This window comes from Wolbachia endosymbiont (group A) of Cydia amplana, assembly GCF_964028495.1.
In the GTDB taxonomy this organism is placed as follows: domain Bacteria; phylum Pseudomonadota; class Alphaproteobacteria; order Rickettsiales; family Anaplasmataceae; genus Wolbachia; species Wolbachia pipientis.
The window spans coordinates 1,019,441-1,041,651 of record NZ_OZ034792.1; the positions used below are offsets into that span (position 1 = coordinate 1,019,441).

Sequence of the window (22,211 nt, forward strand, 5' to 3'; positions counted from 1 at the left end):
GGTATCTCATCCGCTAACTAGTAGCGGGATGACGAGCTTATCGTCATGCCACCGCGAACCGTCATACCGCCGCGGTATCTCAGCATAGATTCCGCTAACTAGTAGCGGAATGACGGTTTTTCAAATTGTTGTAAGTCGGTTTAGCTATATAGATAGCATAAAGTCAACTGCATAAATTGAAACAATATCTGCTAGACGCAAATTACAACAAATGCAGTAGCGTAATCTCCATCGTCACTCAGAGAAAGATGAATTTTGGAGATAAAATCCTTGCTAACGGTAAGATATGGCTTGCCTCTTACATCATTGTATATTTCTATATCTTTCATTATAATACCCTGACCACTACCTCGTGCTTTAACAAAAGCCTCCTTTGCCGCAAAACGCTTAGCGAAATACCTTGCTCGCATTTCTTGACTATTATACTTTCTACTTAGCTCTATTTCTTTCTCAGTGTAGATTCTATTGAGAAATTTTTCCCCGTATTTTTGTAATATCCTCGATACTCTTGGTATATATACTATGTCAGTGCCGATACCGTGTATCATTTTGTGCTAAAGTGATTTATTGCTTCCTCAATCTGCATTTCCTTTACCTCTCCAGTTGCTCTATTTTTTACTTCAACTATCTTTTCATCTATTGCCTTTTTTCCGACAATTATTTGCCACGGCAAGCCTATCAGATCCATTCTAGAAAATTTTACTCCTACACTTCCTTCCGTGTCATCGTAAAGCACTTCATCGCTCTTCAAAGCTTTGTATATTTTATCTGCAGCCTCCGTTACTTTCGTTTGTAAATTGATTAAACCAATTCTGAAAGGAGCCACCGATTCTGGCCAGATAATTCCTTTATCATCATGAAAAGCTTCTATTATTGCACCGACAAGCCTTGAAACTCCAATGCCATACGAACCCATATGTATATTGACATTTTTTCCATCTTGAGAAGTAACACTTGCCTTCATAGGCTTTGAGTATTTGTCGCCAAAATAAAAAATATGCCCTATTTCAATACCTTTACTAACATTTAACTGCTCTTGTGATATAGGGCAAGTCTCAGGATCATGCATATCATCTGCAACTGCGTATATACTCTTCAAACTTTCAACATCTTCGCTTTCTAGCAACTCAGAAAATTTGTTGTCGTAATATAAAGTGCTTTCACCAGTGTTTGCCAATATATGAAACTCGTGGCTCAAATTTCCTCCAATTGGCCCCGTATCAGCTCGAACTCCAATTGGGGTAAGTCCCATGCGTTTGAAGATTTTTATGTAAGTTTTGTACATCAAATTATATGAATTCAGTGCACCTTCGTAATCTACATCGAAGCTATATGCATCCTTCATCAAAAATTCCCTGCCCCTCATAACGCCATAACGTGGTCTTACCTCATCACGAAACTTCCATTGAATTTGGTATAAACAAAGTGGCAAATCTTTGTAACTTTTTACCATATCTCTAATTAGATCAGTTGCCACCTCCTCGTGCGTTGGACCAAAAAGCATGTCTTCCTCATGCCTATCCCTTATACGTAACATTTCCTTACCGTAATCATCGTAACGCCCTGATTCTCGCCAAAGATTTGCTGGTTGGACACAAGGCATCAACACTTCAATAGCACCGGATTTGTTCATTTCATCTCTGATAATGTCTTCAATATTTTTAAGCACTAAGAGACCAAGTGGTAACCAGGAATAAATGCCAGATGCTATCTGCTTTATTAAACCTGCACGTAAAGAATATTGATGGGAGATAATTTTAGCATGAGCAGGCTTTTCCTTTAGAGTTGGTAAGTAATACTTGGATAAACGCATATAATAGATCTGATTGTATTAAACAATCTTAATACAATCAGATCTATAGGTAAACTTATTTTGAAAAAGAAGGGAAGTGTGTGGTGCTTTCCTTAACGTACTAATACCGATCCCCTCTCAAATTTAGTAGCCGCTCCACCAAACATTTTACAACGGTCCTTAACAGAAGAAGCTGGTAGCTTTCCTGCTTCATTAGTCACTGTTGTTGCAGGAAGAGCTTCAGGTTTCGTTTTTAAATTAACAGGCTTAGGCGATATCAGTGGTTTATCTGCCTTTGGCGCAGAATGTGAGGGAGTGTTAAATAAACCATACGCGTCAAGTTAAGGAATGTAGAGAGCTTAAAGTAGATACCCTGGTCTTCCTATATCTGTCTTTCAAAGAAAACTTTGACCAGATTATAGTAAGCTTTTTTAGAAAAATTTTTAAATTATTGACAATATTGTTTAATATCAAAAAGAGCTCTCTAACCCGCCTTTTCAATTCAATAAATGCCTTTGTTAAACTGAGCTCCGTGTTCTTTTTTAGTTTTACACAGCCAATCATTCCGTGAAATACGAGAATAGCACATAATTTTGCGTATAGCTCGCACAATACTCTAAATGGATTTGTCTTTCCTTTTAGTTTATCAAGATTGATATGACTTTTATATAGTTTAAATAGTAATTCGATTTGCCATCTTACTCTATAAACCGTCAATATTTGTTCAGCATTAATTTTACTCTCTGGAACATTAGTTATAAATATTGACCAATCTAATAACTTTTGATTCTTTTGAGAAGATGTATATCCATGTGACTTTGCTAATTTATTAGCCTTTCTTCTTCTAGCCATAGACTGTTCTTCAGTTAGCTTTTGACATATAATTCTTACCTTAATTTTTACTTCCTTTCCTAATAATACTTCTTTTTCTGAAGATAATTGACCTTCCAAATACTCCAATAGCTCTATTTTTTGATTTGTTTCTATATCATATATATTGGTATCAGACTTATAACGACTAACAAAATATGCACCTGCTTCATCAATCTGTTTAAAAGAACTAGGCACAAAGTAGCCCAAGTCAAATATTAGCAAATCATTGGCTGATAAACCGTTCAGATAATCCCTATAACCTTGATCCGACCTTATTCCTTCCATAAAATTTAACTTATCTAGCGCTTGATTCAGGTAATCAAAGACTAACTGTAGCTTTATTCCTGATTTGGTATTATTCTCACAATCTCTATAGCTACTGCCATATCCTTTGTACATATCTTCCATGCTACTGGGCAGGCTAATGTAGCTGCTATCCAATAATTTAACGCTTCCAAATTGCTGTAAAATTTTGCAATCAATCTGTAGACTTTTTTTAAATAAACACAAAGCTTCGTTATACATTTTTTTCATGAACTCAACTGCTTCTTCACTAAACCTAAAATCTAAACCCTGTTTTGTAATTTCTATCGAGTCTTCATTTAGCAATTGGCACATTGTTTCTATGCTGCAATCATCAACTCCTATGTTACCAAAAACCATAGCTTTTATGAATGATGAGCCATTAAGTTTTCTCTTTCTTTTTATAAAACCTACTGTAATTGATATTTCGTCTGCTTTTTCATTAAAGAATTCATTGAGGTCTTTTGATAAGCAAGCTATTCTGTCCATTGTAAGTTCTCTCATTCATATATCCAAGAGAATTTATACCTTATTATTTTCCTTCACTCTATCAACTTTACTTACACTTTTCCTTAACTTGACGCGTATGGTTTATTTAACACTCCCGAATGTGACGGAGATGTGGGTTCAGAACCAGATCCTATACCACTGTCAAGACTCCCGCTTCTTTCTCTATGGAGCGATTGGGAGCCTGAAGATGCCTGCTCAATAGGTTCTGGGTCTGTCTCCCAATTTTCATCATCAGATACATTACTACTATCACTTGATACACTACTACTACGACTCCGTGGTGGTGGGATCATAGCTAACACTTTACTGAATGCCCTGCCCAGGTGACTTGGCTGTTGTACGTCGCTCCCTTGCTTTCCATTAACGCCTGCCCTTCGTTTCTGAAGTGCTTTACTCAAATCAGCCATAAGATCTTCATTTTTTTCTTGTTGCCCACCTCCTTTATTGCTTGACTTCTTTGCTGCCTGTTCCTTTAACTTCTTATCACGCTCTTCCTTGCTCATGAGATTTGGTTTTTGTTGTGTTATTTTATTAAATACAGCGCTCATGTCAGGTTTAACGTCAGGATCACTAGGACTACTAGCATTCTTTGATGAAGAAGTTCCATTTGAACTTGGAGGTGGAGGTGGTGGCGGAGGTGCATTATTATTTTGAGGAATTGCTGTACCAAGTGTTAGCGGAGGTTGTTGAGGAGTAAGGTTCGGAACATGTTCCGAACTTCTCACTTCCGTCTGTGATCCACTATCTTGCTTAACAGACAATCCTTTTCTAATTAGTTCACTGTCCAGATTATTACAATTTTTACACGCAGATTTTTGTGGTTCTTGAGATGCAGTATGGCCAAATTCCTGTCCATTAAGACCTGCTTCTTTCTTATTATCATCTCTAGAAACGGCAAGTTTAATAAGATATGCTACTGAAGCCAATGCAACAACCACAGAAACAGCAAAGATTGCTAAAGGAACTGCTGCAATGGCACCAGAACCAGAAACTGCTGCAATAACATAAGGGAGATGTATATAAATTGCAACGGCAGATACACATAATGATAAAGCAGCAATCGAAATTTTAAGGTTAGATGTAGACATTTTTTACCTCATTAACCACTAGAATATTAATAATAACTAGATTATCAACAGTGTCAATAATTAATTATGAAAAATAAAGTCAAAATTTGAATAGATAAACTATAAGTAATATACAACCGGCAATAGCTATACAATAGACTTCTTGCATAGAAAAAAGGCAAAATAGCTCCAAGTTGTATCCGTTTAGGAAAGCGGTAAAATAAGGTAGACAAGGTAGTATAAAAAGATAACCATAGAGTAAAAGTGAGTTTACAACAAATAGTGTCATGCAAGTAGCTGATACTGGAATCTAGTCTTTATTATGCAGCCACTTATTTAAAGTTAAGTTTTCTGGATCCAAGTAGTCAAGGCACTGGGATGACAGGAGGCTACTTTCATGACACCATTCTTTTTCCTGGATCCCAGTGTCTGGGCACTGGGATGACATCATAGGGACACTGGGATTACACCCTGACAATCGTTATCCCGCTACGTGTTAGCGGGATCTCTTGTTAGCGGCTGAGATACCGCGAATGAATCGCGGTATGACGGTTCGCGGCGGTATGGACGTAAGAAAACCTTTCTTGGGTCAGCTATAGAGACTCTCATCTTTAGCGAGCTTCAAGGTAATTGGTTGCTATTTGCGAAAATATCCGCATAATTTAAGTAACATTACTTAATAAAAATTAACTATGGAGCTTAATAAGATTGCAGCATCGATTTTACTTTCTGGGCTAATCATTATGATAGTTAGTAATGTAGTTGATATGCTTTACAGTCCAGAAGAATATAAGATTGAACACCAAACGATAGTAGCTGCTGGCAGCAATGAGTTCCAGCAAAAAATCGAGCAAGTGGCGCTTGATATTGGAGCGCTCATGCAGAATGCTAGCTTTGAGAAAGGTAAATCAGCAGCAAAAAAATGTATAGCCTGCCATAGTTTTGAGAAAGGTGGAATGAATAAAGTAGGACCAAACTTATGGAACATAGTTGGAAATAAAAAGGCCCATCTTGGTAACTCATTCAATTACTCAAAAGCAGTGCTTGACAGAGGTGGAAAATGGGGGTATGAGGAGCTATTTGCCTTTTTAAAGAACCCAAAAGCCTATATAAAAGGTACACGTATGGCATTTGCAGGTATTTCCAATCCACAAGAAATTGCAGATCTAGTTAGTTATTTGCATCAATTGAGTGATAGCCCGGTTGCTTTGCCAAAGTAGTATGGATTATTGTAAATTGTTTGATGGAAATAATGGTCACATAGCATATCGAAAGCTACAAGGAAAGAAAGCTTCTGTAGTTTTTTTCGGTGGATTTGCATCCAATATGGATGGAACTAAAGCAACTGCTATTTACAAATTTTGCCAAGAAAATGACGTAGCACTTGTGCTATTTGATTATTTTGGTCACGGTCATTCAAGTGGTAATTTTATTGATTACACGATAAGTGATTGGCAAAAAAATTGTGCTAAAGTAATGAGTGAATTAACTAGCGATAAACAAATAATTATAGGTTCAAGTATGGGAGGATGGCTGATGTTGCTCACTGCCCTTCAATTTCCAGAAAAAATTGCAGCACTAATTGGTATATCGTCTGCTCCCGATTTTACTGAAGATTTGATATTCAAGCAATTGTCAGGCAAGCAAAAAGAAGAACTAGATTCTAAAGGTGTAATAGATTTTACTTCAGAGCATTGTACATACAAAATAACTAAAAATTTGATCGAAGATGGCAGAAAGAACCTTCTTTTAAACAAAAAGACAATAGATATAAACTGTCCTGTGCGCTTGCTGCATAGCATTAATGATAAAGATGTTCCTTATCAAACTTCATTGAATTTAGCTGAAAAAATTAAGTCAACCGATGTTGAAGTACACTTAATAAAATCAGCAGAGCACAATATGTCTGACAATCATTCACTGGAAGTTTTATTTAAGACCATTAGAGAATTTTGTAACCAGACTGCATTCTGTGATTTTTAGCAAAACACGATTTTTCATTTGAGCTTTCTTCAACTTAAAATAAATACAGAAAATTGCTGCCTATAGCTAAACTGACTTAGATTTACCGACAATTTGAAAAACCGTCATCCCGCTACGTGTTAGCGGCTGAGATACCGCGGCGGTATGACGGTTCGCACCATCACACTTTGGAACCTTACAGATATTGAGCAAATCCAATAATATCCTTGATTTCTTTTATATTATGGGTTGCAATTTCTGCTGCTTTCTTTGTGCCTTTTTTTAATATTTCATGTAAATGGAATTGGTCTTTTAAAAGATCATTCATTTTCTCACGTATGGGTGATATAACACTGATAATTAAATCAGCTAACTCTTTTTTGAAGTGCTTCATGTCATGTTTGTTCACTTCTTCACATACTTTTTCTGCATTTACATTACTAAGCACTGAATAAATGTTTATCAAATTGCTTATTTCTGGTCGGCACTTTAAAGTAGCAAAGCCTAGAATTGAATCTGTTTTTGCTTTTTCTATTTTTTTGACAATTAAGTCATCCGTATCATCAAGGTTAATGCACGAATGTTCTGAAGGATCAGATTTACTCATCTTGCTTGTGCCATCCCTTAAGCTCATTATCCTTGATGTGCAATCCAAAGTTAAGATTTCAGGTACGATGAAATAATCCAGCTTATAATGATTGTTAAAAGCTGATGCAATATCACGTGCAAGCTCCAAATGCTGTTTTTGATCATCACCAACAGGAACGTATTTAGTTTGATACAACAATATATCTGCAGCCATAAGTACTGGATAACTATATAATCCAAGAGAGGCTTTTTGTTTATCGCTGCCAGCTTTATCTTTAAATTGAGTCATGCGATTAAGCCAACCAATTGGTGTATAGCATCCAAGCAGCCAGCCCAGTTCTGCATGACCACTAACTGTGGACTGACTAAAAATAATGGACTTTTCTGTATCTATTCCGCATGCAATATAAGCTGCTGCTGTTTTGAAAATATTACTTTTTAATTCACTTGCGGGAAGCTTATTTGCTGTGATTGCGTGTAGGTCGACAATACAAAAAAGAGATTTGTATTTATCCTGTAAGTCTATCCACTGTTTGATTGCACCAAGATAATTACCTAAATGTAGTGCGCCACTTGGCTGGATACCTGAAAAGACAATACTTGTCATTATACATTTACCTCATGCTAATCGCTTCCACAATCAGCAGATTTCTTAGAAAGAATAACCATTGCAGGACGGAGCAACCTATTTTTGATAGTATAACCAGTTTGTAGTACTTCTACAATGGTGCCAGGCTTTTTTTCATTGTCTTCTCTTTCCACAACAGCTTGGTGTAAATTACTATCAAAAAGCTCACCAAGTGGATCTACTTCCTCTATTCCATGTTTTTTTAGATCATTTATAATTTTTTGATAAGCTACTTTAATCCCCTCATGAACAGGATCACCGTCTTTCAAAATTTCCATTACTCTTTTTAAATTGTCGCACGAGTCGATCATATCACGTGCAAGTTTTGTGACTGCGTAGTCACTTGCATCGCTAATTTGCTTTTGCATTATACGTTTGACGTTTTCATTATCTGCAACAGCACGGCGTAAATGATCTTCAAGCTGAGCTGCACGTTCTTTTAATGTATTGAGATCTTCATTTAAATCATCAGTCTGCTTATGGTTATCACTTTGTTGGTCGTCACCTTTCTGCCTACTTACCATATCAGCAAACTTCTTCTTTTTCTCTTTACTGCTATCTGACATATTATTACCCTTAAGAATCTAATAAATATATAGCAATTAATTCGAAAATATCAAGCGCCAGCTACATTCGTCTTTCTATGCTCGCATTTAAAAAGTCAATTAAAGTAGTTTTATAAAAAGAATCAGAAAAAGTACTAATATCATTTTGTGCCATATTAATGTAGTGTCTAGCTTTTTCCATAGAAAGCTGAATGGCATTATGGTGATTAATATAGTGTAATGCTTGGTCAAAATTGTGTCTAGCTGAAGAAAAGCATTTTTCCCAGAATTTTTGCTCTGCTGGACTGCCCTTTTCGTATGCTATAATAGCAGGTAAGGTGACTTTACCTTCGAAAAAGTCTTTTCCGACTTGCTTTCCAGAAGTGCCTTGATTAGCAGTATAATCGAGCATATCATCAACTATTTGAAATGCCATACCAAAATTAAAACCAAAATTCTTTAGCCTCTCTGTTTCGTCATTTGTTGCACCAGATACTGTTGATGCAGCTTCACAGCATGCAGAAAATAAAGATGCTGTCTTTTCTCCAATGATATCAAAATAATTTTCCCTGACTGTGTGGGGGTCAAAACGTGCTGTCATCTGCTTTATTTCACCCTTCACAAGTAAATGCGATGCTTTAGATAAAATAGAGAGAATATTTAAATTTCCACACTCTATAAGCCATCTAAATGCTAGAGTCAACAATAGATCACCAACTAAAATGCTTGATTTATTTCCCCAAATCTTATTCGCTGTTTTAACTCCATGGCGTGCCTCACTTTCATCGAGCACATCATCATGAAGTAAAGTAGCATTGTGTATAAACTCTACCGATGCAGCAACGTTGATCCTATTCTCCCCAGAATAGTTTAGCATTTTACATATAATAAAAACTAGTTTAGGCCTTATTTTTTTTCCACCTGACCTAACAAGATGAGATATAATATCAGTAGCAAGCTTAGCATCTTCATCATTGACATTTTTGAAGACAAAGTCATTCATAGCTGACAAATCAGAAGATACAATATCGTCTAATTTATCGCTGTTTGTTAAATCAGTATTTAGCATTTTAAGAGACTTATGCCTCTTGCCCTTGTGCTTTCTCGTTCTCTACTTTCTTCTTTTCTGTTTTCTTTGGTTCTGTTTCTAAAGTTACTATGCCTTTTTTGATAAACCACAGTACTCTTTCAGTTGCCTGCGCGCCTACACTTAGCCAATGTTTTAATCTATCAGCTTTCACCACAACACGATTTTTATTGTCTTTTGGTAACATTGGATCATATTGTCCTATTTTCTCAATAAAACGCCCATCTCTTGGTGCTCGTGAATCAGCTACAACTATCCTATAAAAAGGGCGTTTCTTTGCGCCAAACCTCGCCAACCTTATTTTAACTGCCATGTTAACCTTTATTCATATATTAGCCACAATTTTATACAATGAGCCGTTTTAAGTCAAATGAATTATACAACTTTTGCACCTTATAATATAATTACCAATAATGTAGGGCAGTGCCGGGCGCACAGCTATACGAACATTCATTTTTGAAGGTAAATTGCACAGCAAATGGTGTCATTCCAGTGCTTGACACTGGAATCCAGCCTTTTTTTAATCATTAAAACGTTGTATTTTAACATAAAACGGCTACTTTTATGCTTACCAACTTAATAAAATTCCTGGATCCCAGTGTCTGGGCACTGGGATGACATCCTTTCTAGTGAAGATTGCTCTCAAATCGCAATGTTCGTACAGTTGTGTGTCTGGGCACTGGATGCGTTTGAAGCAGCTTATAAGATTTTTGATTATATATCATCAAGTATAGCGTGATTAACTTCGACTTTATACTTTGATTCCAGATAGCTAATTAATTGCTCTTTTAGCGATATCATCACACGTTTTCCGGTGTCAAGCGTGTTTAATTTGCCATTTGATGAATGCATTTCTTTTAGAACACCTATTATAATTTCATTATTGTATTGAATAGGATCTGTCACTGAACCAGTTGTTTTCATATTGAAAATCTCTTCTACAAAAGAAAAGGGGTAGTTTTGTTGATCCACTTTATTGCGGTGCATCTGCTGACCTTTAACTAATTCCACACCTTGAATTTCTTCCAAATCTGTTTTTTCTCTTAGTTGAACTGCAACCTCTTGCCCGAATTTAAACATTCTTTCTTTTATAAACTCACTACGCCAAAGCTCTACCGCTAATGCCTTGCCTTCTTCAAAACTTTGCAATTTGGGTGGAAAGATATCGACGATTTTTACACTAACAACGGCGTCCCCAACGCCCTTAAAATAACCTTTCTGATCCTTTTCTCGCGAAAAAATGAAAGAAATCAAATCACCAGAATCTCCTACGTTATTACCGCTTTGATCTTTTCCACTCGCATCTACTGGACCAATAGTTTGTATAGGTAAATTATATTCACTCAATATTTCTTCAATTTCTGAACCATTGTATATCTTATAGTTCACTTGGTTTATGAAATCATTGACTCTTTCAAAAGACTTTTGGTTAGTTAGAACTGACTTTATGTCTTTTTTTAAATCAACTAAGTCTTCATCAGAGATTTGATGCGCACTTTCCACTTTTACTATGTGCCAACCAAAACTGCTTGCTAAAACTTCACTTACTTCACCTACTTTAAGAGCAAATACCTTCTCTCTCACGTCTTCTGGTAAAAAATCCTTAGTTATATTATTTACTCTAGTTTCCTCAAGTTTTGCTTTGCCAAACTCTTCTACTATCTGTTCAAAGCTTATTTTACCCTCCTCAAATGCTCTTCTTGCTGTCTCAGCTTCTTCTTTGGTAGAAAATATTGCATTGAATATATCTCTTTGATTTTTAAGTTCTTGTTGTTCTATTATACCATCAACTTCTTCATCTGAGATCTTGATTTGATCTTCAAAATACTTTTGGCCTAGGGAAATATATTGCGCAGTTCGATACTCAGGATAATAAAAATGGGATTTATTTCTTTCGTACAAATCAAGTAAGGCTTGATCATCTGGTTCAGGAATGTTTGTAACTGCATCTTCAGTTATTTTAACAATATCAACTACTCTAGTTTGGTAGCGACTTTTGTATATCTGCTCATCAATTTTCTCGCCAAAAGTTACTGGATAATTATCTTTAAATAATGAAGTCATGAACATCATTGCAGGCAGGACTTTCTCTAGCTTTGCTATATACTCTTTCTCTGTCATATGCAGGTCATTTAGCGTTTCATAGAATTTATTTTTGTCAAATTCACCTTTATCATTTTGAAAGTATTTGGTGTTTTTAATATGGTTTTTTATAGATTCTTCTCCAACTGTCAACCCCAGCTCACTAGTTAGGTTAAACAATAGTTTTTGCTCTATAAGTGCGTTAAGCAAATCATATTTCAGCTTTTTTACTTGTTCTCTACTCGCATCAGATCCAGAAATTTGCTTTTCATAATTTTGATATAGTGATTTATACTCATCTGACATTATAACTTCTTTTCCAACCCTAGCTACCTCTTCTTTTTCATCATCACCTGATAAAAGGTTGCCAATTCCCATGAAGATTAACAAGCAAGCTAAAAGGACAACGGTTACTTTAGTGAAAAAATTTTTAACATTCATTTTAAACCCAGTTAATTAATGATTAATTATAGAATAGTGATAATTTAATGCTTGTAAACCTGTTGCTTTATTAGCTAATATATATAATATTACAATATATTAACTTAAAATTTAACTCTCTAATCTTAAATAGGAACATATGTTTAACTGAGTTATACTATACCTTAGGAAGGGGAAATATTTTGTTTGAAATATGCTTAAAGGTAAGCGCATTTAATTAACTTAAGAGGTGGGAAATGACAAACAAAAAGTTATTGAATGACAAAATTAATGCTTTTTTAGTTTTAATAGTTTATATTTTAGCTCTGTATAACAGTAAGGGATACTTTAAATGGGAGATGCTTTTTTGATGTCAATGGAATCTTCTAAGGGCAATAACGATAGAAATAAACAGTTTCTAGTGCAAATAGCTGCTTGGTTAGTAGACAACACTGGTTTAACTTTTAATCAAATAGCACAATGTTGCAGATTGGCCCTTGAAGAAGTACAAGACATAGCTGATGAGGAAATAGGAGTAGAAAAATATAACCCTATTATTTCTGGAATAATTACTGAAAAAGAAATCGATGATTGCAAAAAAAATCCAAATCGTGTACCAAATTTGATTATAAAAAATATAAAAAAAAGGAGTAAAGCGATTGGTAGCATTCTTGGCTTTGCCTCTACGGCAAGACGTAGAGATAAACCTGATGCGATTTATTATTTAGTAAAAAAATTTCCTATCTTGGACAATAACGTTATAGCTAAATTAATTAGTACAACAAATTACACAGTTGAGCAGGTAAGAGATGGATCTCATCATAACATGCAAAATATAAAACCCCAAGATCCTGTACTACTCGGCTTATGTAGTCAAGAAAATTTAGAAGCAGAAGTGGAAAAAGCAAAAGTAGAAGAGGAGAAGCAAGAAAGGTTAAAAAAATATAAAGAATAGCTATTGAAAATCCTCAAATTTTTGTGCTTTGTTAACATTAAATTAACTTGACTTGCTAGTGTTTATTAGTATAATGTAAGTAAAGTACGGGGTTTAATGATAATTAAGCTTAATACGCACTGAAACTAACTCAGCCTAATTTATTATCTTATAGTCACATTTTAGGTTAGTAAGCATCAATTAAAATTTTTGGAGGATTATGACAACAATCAATGAAGATGTTTTGGCAAAAGGAAAGGTTACAGCTCAACCTGAAAAAAGTGAGCAAATTTACAATAACGATACAGTAAAACAGATGGTCAATGAAGGTACTGAGAAAAACAGAAAAACATTAGATCTGAGCGAATTAAAAGAGAAAACAGCAGAAGAATTGTTAGAGTTAGCTGAAGAAAGAAAAATTTCAACTAACGGTAAAAGCAATGGTAGAATGCTAAAGCAGGAAATAATATTCAGCTTAATGAAAAAAATGAGTGAAGAAGGAGGCATAACCACAGGGAGTGGAATAGTGGAAATATTGCCTGATGGTTTTGGTTTCTTACGTTCAGCAAGTGCAAATTATGCCCCAAGTACCGATGATGTTTATATTTCTAACGGGCAAATAAAGAAGTTTAATTTACGTACAGGAGATATGGCATATGGAGAAATAAGGCCACCTGGTGATAAAGAGAGATATTTTACTTTAACTAAGGTTCAAAGTATAAACTCTACTGAAGTAAGTGAATTAAGAAAGTACGTCCATTTTGATAATTTGCTTCCTCTTTATCCTGAGGAAAGCATAGTACTTGAGTGTAATAATGGTGATGATAAAAAAGGCTTAAGCATGCGTGCTATAGATATAGTAGCTCCTCTTGGAAAAGGGCAAAGAGCGTTAGTAGTTGCTCCACCTCGCACAGGAAAAACTGTATTGCTTCAGCAAATGGCTAACTCTATAGCTATAAATCACCCTGAAGTAGAATTAATAGTGTTACTTATAGATGAAAGACCTGAAGAAGTAACAGATATGATACGTTCTGTAAAAGGTGAGGTAGTAAGTTCTACGTTCGATGAGCCTGCTTACCGTCACGTACAGCTTGCTGAAATAGTAATAGAAAAAGCTAAAAGAATGGTTGAGCATAAAAAAGATGTGGTAATTCTACTTGACAATATTACTAGACTTGCACGTGCTTATAATGCGGTTATTCCTTCGTCTGGGAAAGTTCTAACTGGTGGTGTAGATTCAAACGCACTGCAGAGACCAAAACGCTTTTTTGGAGCAGCTCGTAATATTGAGAATGGGGGTTCTTTAACTATAATCGCCACAGCTCTTATAGAGACTGGTTCAAAAATGGATGAAGTTATTTTTGAAGAGTTTAAAGGTACAGGAAATGCTGAGATCATACTTGATAGAAAACTTTCTGATAAACGTATATTTCCAGCTATTGATATTACAAAATCCGGAACAAGGAAGGAAGAGCTATTAGTTGATAAGGCTATACTAAATAAAATATGGGTGGTGCGTAGGATACTCAATCCTATGGGACCCGTTGAAGCAATGGAATTTTTACGTGACAAACTACTTTTAACAAAGAGCAATGCTGACTTTTTTAACTCCATGAATCACTAAAAGTAAGCCAGTTATGATGGATATGCTGAGCAAAAAGTAAAACGCTCTTATAGCTAAAATAATTTGGATTTACTAAAATATATTTATAGTTAAGTTGGCAATTTACCTTAAGTTAGCGCGTGACACTGGAATGACACCCTTGGTGGCAGACAGCTAAAGGAAAATATCAACTAGGTTTATAATCTATCACTACCGTGTTTGCAATTTTGTCGTGAAAAGCTTGTTTATGTTCATCACCTACTGCACATACTAAAACTAAGATTAGTATAGCTAAGAATAAAATGGGATTACAAAGTGATATGCAATAAATTATAAAAAGAGCTATAGTCCTTTTCATTGCTTGCATTGTAGTGATTGACTCAAATGTATCTTTGTCTTTTACACGCATGCTAAATAACAAGTGTCCTGGAGTGCCGCCAAATTTTACTAGCATGAATATATGAAATATACATGGTATCATTAAAAATAAAGAAAATACAATCGTGGTGATTACAATTATTGCACCCATGATCCCTTGTATTGCGTGTGTAAGTGAGAAACCCACCGCCATTAAACCAAATGGTATTGCGATAAATAAAATACAATCAACTATAAATGCTAGAGTACGTCTTGTCATCGTTGAGTAGTTTACTTTTTTATCCATGTACTACCTATAAAGAAAAATATCAACTAGATTTATAGTCTATCACTACTGTTTTTGCAATTTTATCGTAAAAAGTCTGTTTGCGTTGATCAAATACTGCAAACAAAAATAAAATTAGCACAATTAAAAGATATAGAAAAGTATAACCATGATAATGCAGATGAAGCAAAAAGCGAAAAATAATCCAGATGCTTCCCTTAGAAATACATCTTATTGTTGCTTGCATAAGGGTAACATTTGTAAATGTATTAGCATCTTTAATATGCATACCACACAATAGTTTTCCTGGGGTACCACCAAGTTTTGTTACCATTAATATTTTGGATATTGTTAGTACTAATGTTGCGACCACTGTAGAAACTATAAATGGTATTTCTGTTGCTAGTTGTGCAAGTTCCTGAAAAGAGTCTTTATCTTTATCTTGATCTTGTAATGATACGATGAATACACCATAGATAAAACCGAAGATAAAATGAGGGGAAAATATGATGAGGTCAAGTATTTCTGCTACAATACGCCTTGTAAATCCTACATAATTTACTTTAACATTTATTTCAGTATTCATAACCCCACCTATATTTCATAATATCATCATATGATATAAAAATACGTTATTAAATAACCGTAAATATACTAACTTGGGTAATATTAGCTACTTGTGCCACTCTATTATTTAAATTAATATTAAATCATTTATAACTAGGGAAGTTATGTCAACACTAATCACAGTTGCATATGGCGACGGTATCGGACCAGAAATCATGGAAGCGGTGCTGTCGATATTGCGCGAAGCAGAAGCGGAAATCTCAATAGATATTATTGAAATAGGGGAGCGTGTTTACAGTAAAGAATGGTCTCACGGAATTTCTCCAAGTGGTTGGGAATCAATTGAAAGGACAAAAATATTATTAAAATCTCCGACAACAACTCCTCAAGGTAAAGGGCACAAAAGCTTAAACGTTGCACTCAGAAAAAATCTAGGGTTGTATGCAAATATCAGACCATGCATTTCATATCATCCTGTTATAGAAAATAAATTCGATAAGTTTGATATCGTAGTGATACGTGAAAATGAAGAGGACGTTTACACCGGAATAGAGCATAGGCTCACTGGTGACTCTTACCAATGCACTAAAATTATTACTAGATCTGGCTCAGAGAAGATATGCAGGTACGCTTTTGAATATGCAAAAAAACACAACAGAAAAAAAGTAACTTGCCTGACTAAAGATAACATCATGAAAATGACTGACGGAACTTTCCATGCCGCGTTTGATCGCATTGCAAAGGAATACCCAGATATAAAGGCAGAACATTATATAGTTGATATTGGAATGGCGCGTGTTGCAACAGAACCGGAGAATTTTGATGTTATAGTAACCGAGAACTTATATGGCGACATATTATCAGATATAGTCGCACAAACCTCTGGATCTGTGGGGCTTGCCGGAAGTAGCAACATCGGGAATGAATACGCAATGTTTGAAGCAGTGCACGGTTCTGCCCCTGATATTGCAGGAAAAAACATAGCCAATCCTTCTGGTCTTTTAAATGCTGCAGTGCATATGCTAATTTACATAGGTCAAGTGGGTACTGCAAAACTAATCTACGATGCATGGCTCAAGACTTTGGAGGATGGAATACACACTGCCGATTTATATAAGGAGAAAAGAAGTAAACAGAAAGTTGGTACCAAAGAATTTGCAGAAGCTGTTATAGATAATTTAGGAAAGAAACCTGCTGAGCTTATAATTGGCAGTGGTTCGGATAGTAAAATAAATTTGGATAGTAAAATAAATAAAGTACAAGACAATTACGAACAAGATTACAAAGTTAAAAAGCTAGTGGGTAGTGATATAACTCTCGCTTGGGACAAATCCAGTAATGTTGATCAAATAGTAGGATTATTTGAATCAAGTAATCTGCAAATGATAGCAATATACTCAAAAGGACTTGCGATTTGGCCAGGAAACTCAAAACCTTCAAGTGACCAAATAACCTGTAGGTTTATCGCAAATAATGAAAAGCAAGCTATTACAAATAGTGATGTAAATAACTTGCTAATCAAACTCGAAGAACACAATTTTGACGTGGTGAGAATGGACAAATTGTATTTGTATGATGGGAAAGAGGGGTTCTTTGTTTAAATATTTAAAAGAGGTGTGGTAAATGAGATGGACTCAAAAAAAGTAGAACTAATATTTGAAAAGTTTCAACAATCAAATCCTGCGCCAAAAATAGAGCTAAATTATACCAATCATTTTACGTTACTGGTTGCGATAGTTTTATCAGCGCGGACAACTGATGTAAGCGTTAATAAAATTACAAGAGAACTATTTAATATCGCTGATACGCCAGAAAAAATGCTGAGCTTTGGGCAGAGTGAGCTGAAAAAATGCATAAGCAGTATTGGTTTATATAATTCCAAAGCAAAAAATATAATCGGGCTTAGTAAAATATTGGTAGAACGATACAACAGCAAAGTACCTACTAATTTTGATGATTTGGTGTCTTTGCCTGGAGTGGGGAGAAAGAGCGCTAATGTGTTCTTAAATTCGGGGCTTGGCATTCCAACATTGGCAGTTGATACTCACGTTTTTAGAGTGAGCAATAGAATTGGGCTTGTGAAAGAAAAAGATGTGTTTAAAACAGAGCAATCTCTTTTAAATGTGGTTCCCAAAAAATACCTGCTTTATGCTCATCATTGGCTAGTTTTGCATGGTAGATATGTTTGCAAAGCACAGAAACCTTCGTGTGAAACGTGCATAATTCATGATTTATGTGAATTTGAGTGCAAAAGGTATAAAGTCTAGTATTTCTTCTTTTGTCATCCAAGTAGCTATAGAAACGAAAAAACTTACTTGACACATTTTGCTGGAATGACACCAGTTGTTATTCAGACAACAGTTATGCAAGAGATCTGATTACATCTAAGCTAACAATGGACCACTAGATATATTCCTAACCACGTTGACCTGATTCAATATTTTATTAGTGGGATTGAAATAATTTTCTATAAATTCCTTATATATAGCTGTTAACTTGTGTATATCGTTTACTGATACGCATTCGTTTATCTGATGTGCGGTTTTGTTGATTATACCAAATTCAATCACTGGACAAACATCTTTGATAAACGCAGCGTCAGATGTGCCACCACTTGTGCTAAGTATAGCATCAATGTTGGTAACCTTACTTATTGCATCAAGCATAATATCAGTATTTCTATCGGGAGTAGAGAGGAAAACGTCCCTGCTGCTATGCACAGAAAGTTTATAATCGCTAGTTACACTGGAGCATATTTCATCAATCAGCTTATATAAGCCACCCGGTGTTTGTTCATTGTTATATCGAATGTTAAAACGTGTAGTTGCTGAGCCAGGTATTAGATTGCTAGTATTATTTCCAACATCGATAGTAGTAACTTCGCAATGTGAAGGCTGAAAATATTTATTACCATGATCAAAAGTAGTATTTTTTACCTTACTCAATATCGATATTACCTTATATATTGGATTGTCTGCTAGGTCTGGGTAGGCAACGTGCCCTTGTTTTCCATGGCAAATTAATTCAAATGTTACAGAACCTCTTCTGCCTATTTTTATGGTATCACCTAATTTCTCACTACTGGTTGGTTCGCCAACCACACAAAAATCTATCTTTTTCTGCTTATTTTTCATCCATTCCAAAACTGCCTTTGTTCCATATTCTTCCATGCTTTCTTCAGCACTGGTAATCAATGCACTTATCGAACCATTAAATTGAAACTTCTCTGCAATCAAATTTACCATAGCAGCAATAAATGCAGCTACTCCGCTTTTCATATCAGCGGCCCCTCTTCCATATAGCATTCCATCCCTCACTTCTGGATTAAATGGACCAAATGCCCAATCTTTTAACTGACCCGGTGGTACAACATCAACGTGCCCAGCAAAGCACAAATTTGGTACTCCATTTATATATTTCGCATAAAGATTTTTAACTTTATCACCAAATTCTAAAATCTCACAATCAAAGCCGCTCTTCTTGAAGATTGTTGCTATATACTCTATTGCCCCGCTGTCTTCTGGTGTTATACTCTCAAAAGAGATCAATTTCCTAGTTAGCTCTACAGGGTCAATTTTCATGTCAATCTTAAAATACTTATACTGCTATATTGTAAACACTCTATGCACTATTTAAAACAAATATTACATCAAACCGAACAAACTTTTCTAAGGGAAGTAATAACAGATTACTACCTTGCTGATGATATCTATGAAATATGCACACGACACGGAAATGACGTCTTTCTAGTTGCAGATAAAAATACAGCAAAACTTTTAAACAAAAACGTACTTAATAAAATTCCTAACTTAATTATTCCAGCTCCACCTGTCATTCCAGCGCGTGACACTGGAATCCATAAGTTGTTTTCCTGGATCCCAGTGTCAGCTACTTGCATGACACCAAGCAGAGCTGCCTCTCTTGAAACTGTAAATCTAGTTAGAAACAAAGCAAAAGACAGTGACTTAATAGTTGCATTTGGTAGCGGCACTGTTAACGATATCTGCAAATATGCAAGCTACCTCGAGAAAAAAGATTATATATCGTTCCCAACAGCCGCTTCTATGAATGGATATACCTCTGCAAATGCTTCAATATTAGTAAATGGATATAAAAAATCGTTCAAAGCACATCTTCCAAGAGCAGTATATATAGATATAGACATACTTGCCAATGCACCACTGCGTCTCACATTAAGCGGATTTGCAGATTTCATTTGTCGTTCAACAGTTCAGGCTGACTGGCTACTATCTCATTTGTTGCTTGGCACAGAATACAATGAATTACCTTTTACACTTGTTCGCGATTTGGAGCAAATTTTGCTAAGAGAGTATACGGCGCTTACTAAAAGAAGTAGAAAAGTGGTCCTATTACTTATGGAAGTTCTACTAATTTCAGGACTTGGAATGGTAATATCAAAAGGCAGCTATTCTGCAAGCCAAGGAGAGCATATGATAGCTCACGCAATGGAAATGGTAACAAGAGATCATTCCTTACTACATGGCGAAAAAATTGCTGTTACGACGATTACCATGGCTAATTTGCAGGAAAAGATATTATCAATACAAAACCCGATTATCAAACCGACCACTTTAGATGTAGAACATATAACTCAGTGCTTTGATAATATCGAATTTGTAAGAACTTTTGAACAGAAGCAAATTATGCAGCAAAAAATCCAAGAGATTATTTGTAAAGAATGGCATAATATTTCCAGTTTAATTAAGCAAAATTTACTACCTGCAAAACACCTGCAAAAAATATTTGAAGATCTATCAATTCCACACTTACCAGAGCACCTCAGTTGGAATAAAGAACAATATTGTAAAGTGGTCGATCTTGCGTTTACAACAAGAGATAGATTCACCTTTCTTGACTTAGCTAACTGCATAGAAGAAAGTTAAGTTTTGTAGTGAAATTCTGTCATTTAAAGAGATCATAGGCCAAAAGCTAAACCCTTTTCACAATCTCTTATCCATTGTCTCCTCACCTGAGTGGATATACAACTCATTCCAAGTAACTGACACTGGGTTTCACCAGTAGCACTGCTTTGCTAAACATAGTTTAGTTCGAGTGGCTGAGGAGGGACTTGAACCCCCGACCAAGAGATTATGATCCTCCTGCTCTACCAACTGAGCTACTCAGCCTAATTAAAAACCTTATTATACACACGATCTATATGTTTCGTATAATACTTCAAATCAAACAAAGATTCAAGTTTTTCCGAGTTAATAACCTTAAGTAAGGGTTTATCTTGTTTCAATTCGGCCAGAAAATCACTGTTGTTTTGTTTCACTTTCATTGCATTGCTCTGAACAATTTTATACGCCTCTTCCCTCGCCAAACCACTATTTACTAACTCAAGCAATACACGCTGTGAGAAAACTAAACCTTTTGAAGAATTTAAGTTCTTTTCAATGTTTTCCTTATTGATCACCAATTTATCTATCAAATCTGTTAATCGCACTAAAGCAAAATCCATTGTTATACAAGCATCAGGAGCAATGCATCTTTCCACAGACGAGTGTGATATATCACGTTCGTGCCACAATGCAACATTTTCTAACGCAGGAAAAACATAACTGCGTATTAAACGTGAGAGTCCAGTCAGATTTTCACTTAAAATAGGATTACATTTGTGTGGCATAGCAGAGCTTCCCTTCTGCCCCGTGGAAAAATGCTCAGAAATTTCGCCGATTTCAGTTCTTTGCAAATGACGAATTTCAACAGCAACATTTTCTATTGAGCTTGCAATCACTCCCAAAACTGAAAAGAACATAGCATGTCTATCACGAGGAATGACTTGAGACGATATGATTTCAGGTATGAGTCCTATTTCTTTCGCTACATATTCTTCAACAAACGGATCAACATTTGCAAAATTGCCTACTGCACCTGATATTTTACAAATTGAGATCTCTTTTTGCGCGCTAATTAATCTCTGATAATTGCGTTTAAATTCAGCATAAAATCTGGCAAATTTTATTCCAAGAGTTGTTGGTTCTGCATGCATTCCGTGACTGCGTCCAACACAAACAATATCTTTATAGTCCTCAGCTTTTTTTTTCAATGCTGCAAGTAAATTTTTTAGATTCTCGAGCAAAATATCACAGGACTCTTTCAGTTGCACCGCAAGGCATGTATCCAAAACATCAGAACTTGTCATTCCATAATGAAGATAACGAACATCAACTCCCGCTTTTTTAGCAATATACGTCAGAAAAGCTATAACATCATGTTTTACAATGGATTCAATTTCGTTGATACATTCAACATCAAATTCAATAGCACCAGAGAGGTTCTCAGCAATATTATTCGGAATCACTCCTAACTTTGCTTGAGCTTCACACGCTAATTTTTCTATTTTAAGCCATATATTAAATTTATTATTTTCCTCCCAAATGGAAGACATTTCTTTTCTGCTATAGCGGGGAATCATTTTTGATTTATTCCAATAATGGTGTCATTCCAGTGCGTGACACTGGAATCCAGGTATAAAAGTATTTGCAAATTATTCAATGGACAACGGATTCTAGAAGCATAAAATAATGTCCATGATGAAATAAACTGGATCCCAGTGTCACGCACTGGGATGACATGAGGGAAG

At 35.4% G+C, this 22,211-nt stretch carries 21 protein-coding genes and 1 tRNA gene; 7 read left to right on the forward strand and 15 right to left on the reverse strand.

The window, feature by feature from the left end:
- Positions 1 to 191 precede the first annotated feature (191 nt).
- The 5 genes from ABWU40_RS05065 to ABWU40_RS06350 form a co-directional block, all read right to left on the reverse strand.
- Positions 192 to 548, reverse strand: a complete 357-nt coding sequence (locus tag ABWU40_RS05065) for a holo-[acyl-carrier-protein] synthase (protein ID WP_007549151.1) — start codon at positions 546 to 548, stop codon at positions 192 to 194.
- Positions 545 to 1,813: a proline--tRNA ligase gene (gene proS / locus ABWU40_RS05070; protein WP_015589211.1), complete on the reverse strand. Its 1,269-nt coding sequence runs from the start codon at positions 1,811 to 1,813 to the stop codon at positions 545 to 547. Before proS ends, ABWU40_RS05065 begins: the two co-directional genes overlap by 4 nt.
- Positions 1,814 to 2,128: 315 nt before the next feature.
- On the reverse strand, positions 2,129 to 3,457 hold the full coding sequence (locus ABWU40_RS05075) for an IS4-like element ISWosp9 family transposase (RefSeq protein ID WP_141457339.1): 1,329 nt from the start codon (positions 3,455 to 3,457) through the stop codon (positions 2,129 to 2,131).
- A gap of 83 nt (positions 3,458 to 3,540) precedes the next feature.
- Positions 3,541 to 4,566: a hypothetical protein gene (locus ABWU40_RS05080; protein WP_265027879.1), complete on the reverse strand. Its 1,026-nt coding sequence runs from the start codon at positions 4,564 to 4,566 to the stop codon at positions 3,541 to 3,543.
- 289 nt (positions 4,567 to 4,855) lie between these two features.
- Positions 4,856 to 5,023: a hypothetical protein gene (locus ABWU40_RS06350; RefSeq protein WP_242049607.1), complete on the reverse strand. Its 168-nt coding sequence runs from the start codon at positions 5,021 to 5,023 to the stop codon at positions 4,856 to 4,858.
- Positions 5,024 to 5,237: 214 nt separating this feature from the next.
- Between ABWU40_RS06350 and ABWU40_RS05090 the strand changes: the two genes are divergently transcribed.
- Together ABWU40_RS05090 and ABWU40_RS05095 are read left to right on the forward strand one after the other, a co-directional pair.
- Positions 5,238 to 5,765 carry a c-type cytochrome gene (locus ABWU40_RS05090; RefSeq protein ID WP_015589210.1) on the forward strand — a complete coding sequence of 176 codons (528 nt, stop codon included), beginning with the start codon at positions 5,238 to 5,240 and terminating at the stop codon, positions 5,763 to 5,765.
- A 1-nt stretch (position 5,766) separates the two neighbouring features.
- Positions 5,767 to 6,528 carry an alpha/beta hydrolase gene (locus tag ABWU40_RS05095; protein ID WP_012673268.1) on the forward strand — a complete coding sequence of 254 codons (762 nt, stop codon included), beginning with the start codon at positions 5,767 to 5,769 and terminating at the stop codon, positions 6,526 to 6,528.
- Between the two features lie 175 nt (positions 6,529 to 6,703).
- Here ABWU40_RS05095 and trpS read toward each other — a convergent pair whose 3' ends face one another.
- From trpS to ABWU40_RS05120, 5 genes are all read right to left on the reverse strand, one after another.
- Positions 6,704 to 7,702, reverse strand: a complete 999-nt coding sequence (gene trpS, locus ABWU40_RS05100; RefSeq protein WP_141456994.1) for a tryptophan--tRNA ligase — start codon at positions 7,700 to 7,702, stop codon at positions 6,704 to 6,706.
- Between the two features lie 17 nt (positions 7,703 to 7,719).
- Positions 7,720 to 8,289 (reverse strand): nucleotide exchange factor GrpE, encoded by a 570-nt coding sequence (locus ABWU40_RS05105; protein WP_141456996.1) that lies wholly within the window; start codon positions 8,287 to 8,289, stop codon positions 7,720 to 7,722.
- A gap of 61 nt (positions 8,290 to 8,350) precedes the next feature.
- Positions 8,351 to 9,337, reverse strand: a complete 987-nt coding sequence (locus ABWU40_RS05110) for a polyprenyl synthetase family protein (RefSeq protein ID WP_015589208.1) — start codon at positions 9,335 to 9,337, stop codon at positions 8,351 to 8,353.
- Between the two features lie 10 nt (positions 9,338 to 9,347).
- Positions 9,348 to 9,668 (reverse strand): 30S ribosomal protein S16, encoded by a 321-nt coding sequence (gene rpsP / locus ABWU40_RS05115; protein WP_006279266.1) that lies wholly within the window; start codon positions 9,666 to 9,668, stop codon positions 9,348 to 9,350.
- A gap of 401 nt (positions 9,669 to 10,069) precedes the next feature.
- Positions 10,070 to 11,878, reverse strand: coding sequence for a peptidylprolyl isomerase (locus ABWU40_RS05120; RefSeq protein ID WP_353279154.1), 1,809 nt, complete (start codon positions 11,876 to 11,878; stop codon positions 10,070 to 10,072).
- 331 nt (positions 11,879 to 12,209) lie between these two features.
- Here ABWU40_RS05120 and ABWU40_RS05125 point away from each other — a divergent pair, with 331 nt between their 5' ends.
- Complete coding sequence (locus ABWU40_RS05125; protein ID WP_015589206.1) at positions 12,210 to 12,812, forward strand: cell cycle transcriptional regulator TrcR; 603 nt, start codon at positions 12,210 to 12,212, stop codon at positions 12,810 to 12,812.
- 199 nt (positions 12,813 to 13,011) lie between these two features.
- Entirely contained in the window at positions 13,012 to 14,415 is a 1,404-nt protein-coding gene (gene rho / locus ABWU40_RS05130; protein WP_007549497.1) for a transcription termination factor Rho, read from the forward strand.
- Positions 14,416 to 14,581: 166 nt separating this feature from the next.
- Here the strand turns inward: rho and ABWU40_RS05135 are convergent, their stop codons facing one another.
- Both ABWU40_RS05135 and ABWU40_RS05140 read right to left on the reverse strand, forming a co-directional pair.
- Positions 14,582 to 15,058: an RDD family protein gene (locus tag ABWU40_RS05135; protein ID WP_006279800.1), complete on the reverse strand. Its 477-nt coding sequence runs from the start codon at positions 15,056 to 15,058 to the stop codon at positions 14,582 to 14,584.
- Between the two features lie 22 nt (positions 15,059 to 15,080).
- Positions 15,081 to 15,623, reverse strand: coding sequence for an RDD family protein (locus ABWU40_RS05140; protein WP_155969099.1), 543 nt, complete (start codon positions 15,621 to 15,623; stop codon positions 15,081 to 15,083).
- 145 nt (positions 15,624 to 15,768) lie between these two features.
- Between ABWU40_RS05140 and icd the strand changes: the two genes are divergently transcribed.
- Complete coding sequence (gene icd, locus ABWU40_RS05145) at positions 15,769 to 17,205, forward strand: isocitrate dehydrogenase (RefSeq protein ID WP_141456998.1); 1,437 nt, start codon at positions 15,769 to 15,771, stop codon at positions 17,203 to 17,205.
- Between the two features lie 27 nt (positions 17,206 to 17,232).
- Entirely contained in the window at positions 17,233 to 17,871 is a 639-nt protein-coding gene (gene nth, locus ABWU40_RS05150; RefSeq protein ID WP_006279797.1) for an endonuclease III, read from the forward strand.
- 117 nt (positions 17,872 to 17,988) lie between these two features.
- Here nth and dapE read toward each other — a convergent pair whose 3' ends face one another.
- On the reverse strand, positions 17,989 to 19,185 hold the full coding sequence (gene dapE, locus ABWU40_RS05155; protein ID WP_015589204.1) for a succinyl-diaminopimelate desuccinylase: 1,197 nt from the start codon (positions 19,183 to 19,185) through the stop codon (positions 17,989 to 17,991).
- 42 nt (positions 19,186 to 19,227) lie between these two features.
- Here dapE and ABWU40_RS05160 point away from each other — a divergent pair, with 42 nt between their 5' ends.
- Positions 19,228 to 20,508: an iron-containing alcohol dehydrogenase gene (locus ABWU40_RS05160; protein ID WP_141457000.1), complete on the forward strand. Its 1,281-nt coding sequence runs from the start codon at positions 19,228 to 19,230 to the stop codon at positions 20,506 to 20,508.
- A gap of 170 nt (positions 20,509 to 20,678) precedes the next feature.
- Here ABWU40_RS05160 and ABWU40_RS05165 read toward each other — a convergent pair.
- Positions 20,679 to 20,751: transfer RNA gene (locus ABWU40_RS05165), tRNA-Met, on the reverse strand.
- Entirely contained in the window at positions 20,751 to 22,043 is a 1,293-nt protein-coding gene (gene purB, locus ABWU40_RS05170) for an adenylosuccinate lyase (RefSeq protein WP_012673216.1), read from the reverse strand. Before purB ends, ABWU40_RS05165 begins: the two co-directional genes overlap by 1 nt.
- Between the last annotated feature and the right edge of the window lie 168 nt (positions 22,044 to 22,211).

Coding starts and splice junctions, on each gene's coding strand:
- icd (WP_141456998.1), top strand. CDS start 15,769: ATGTCAACACTAATCACAGTTGCATATGGCGACGGTATCGGACCAGAA.
- trpS (WP_141456994.1), bottom strand. CDS start 7,702: ATGACAAGTATTGTCTTTTCAGGTATCCAGCCAAGTGGCGCACTACAT.
- ABWU40_RS05140 (WP_155969099.1), bottom strand. CDS start 15,623: ATGAATACTGAAATAAATGTTAAAGTAAATTATGTAGGATTTACAAGG.
- ABWU40_RS05105 (WP_141456996.1), bottom strand. CDS start 8,289: ATGTCAGATAGCAGTAAAGAGAAAAAGAAGAAGTTTGCTGATATGGTA.
- ABWU40_RS05110 (WP_015589208.1), bottom strand. CDS start 9,337: ATGCTAAATACTGATTTAACAAACAGCGATAAATTAGACGATATTGTA.
- rho (WP_007549497.1), top strand. CDS start 13,012: ATGACAACAATCAATGAAGATGTTTTGGCAAAAGGAAAGGTTACAGCT.
- ABWU40_RS05095 (WP_012673268.1), top strand. CDS start 5,767: ATGGATTATTGTAAATTGTTTGATGGAAATAATGGTCACATAGCATAT.
- ABWU40_RS05125 (WP_015589206.1), top strand. CDS start 12,210: ATGGGAGATGCTTTTTTGATGTCAATGGAATCTTCTAAGGGCAATAAC.
- ABWU40_RS05135 (WP_006279800.1), bottom strand. CDS start 15,058: ATGGATAAAAAAGTAAACTACTCAACGATGACAAGACGTACTCTAGCA.
- ABWU40_RS05075 (WP_141457339.1), bottom strand. CDS start 3,457: ATGGACAGAATAGCTTGCTTATCAAAAGACCTCAATGAATTCTTTAAT.
- ABWU40_RS05080 (WP_265027879.1), bottom strand. CDS start 4,566: ATGTCTACATCTAACCTTAAAATTTCGATTGCTGCTTTATCATTATGT.
- ABWU40_RS05120 (WP_353279154.1), bottom strand. CDS start 11,878: ATGAATGTTAAAAATTTTTTCACTAAAGTAACCGTTGTCCTTTTAGCT.
- proS (WP_015589211.1), bottom strand. CDS start 1,813: ATGCGTTTATCCAAGTATTACTTACCAACTCTAAAGGAAAAGCCTGCT.
- nth (WP_006279797.1), top strand. CDS start 17,233: ATGGACTCAAAAAAAGTAGAACTAATATTTGAAAAGTTTCAACAATCA.
- purB (WP_012673216.1), bottom strand. CDS start 22,043: ATGATTCCCCGCTATAGCAGAAAAGAAATGTCTTCCATTTGGGAGGAA.
- ABWU40_RS05160 (WP_141457000.1), top strand. CDS start 19,228: ATGCACTATTTAAAACAAATATTACATCAAACCGAACAAACTTTTCTA.
- dapE (WP_015589204.1), bottom strand. CDS start 19,185: ATGAAAATTGACCCTGTAGAGCTAACTAGGAAATTGATCTCTTTTGAG.
- ABWU40_RS05090 (WP_015589210.1), top strand. CDS start 5,238: ATGGAGCTTAATAAGATTGCAGCATCGATTTTACTTTCTGGGCTAATC.
- rpsP (WP_006279266.1), bottom strand. CDS start 9,668: ATGGCAGTTAAAATAAGGTTGGCGAGGTTTGGCGCAAAGAAACGCCCT.
- ABWU40_RS05065 (WP_007549151.1), bottom strand. CDS start 548: ATGATACACGGTATCGGCACTGACATAGTATATATACCAAGAGTATCG.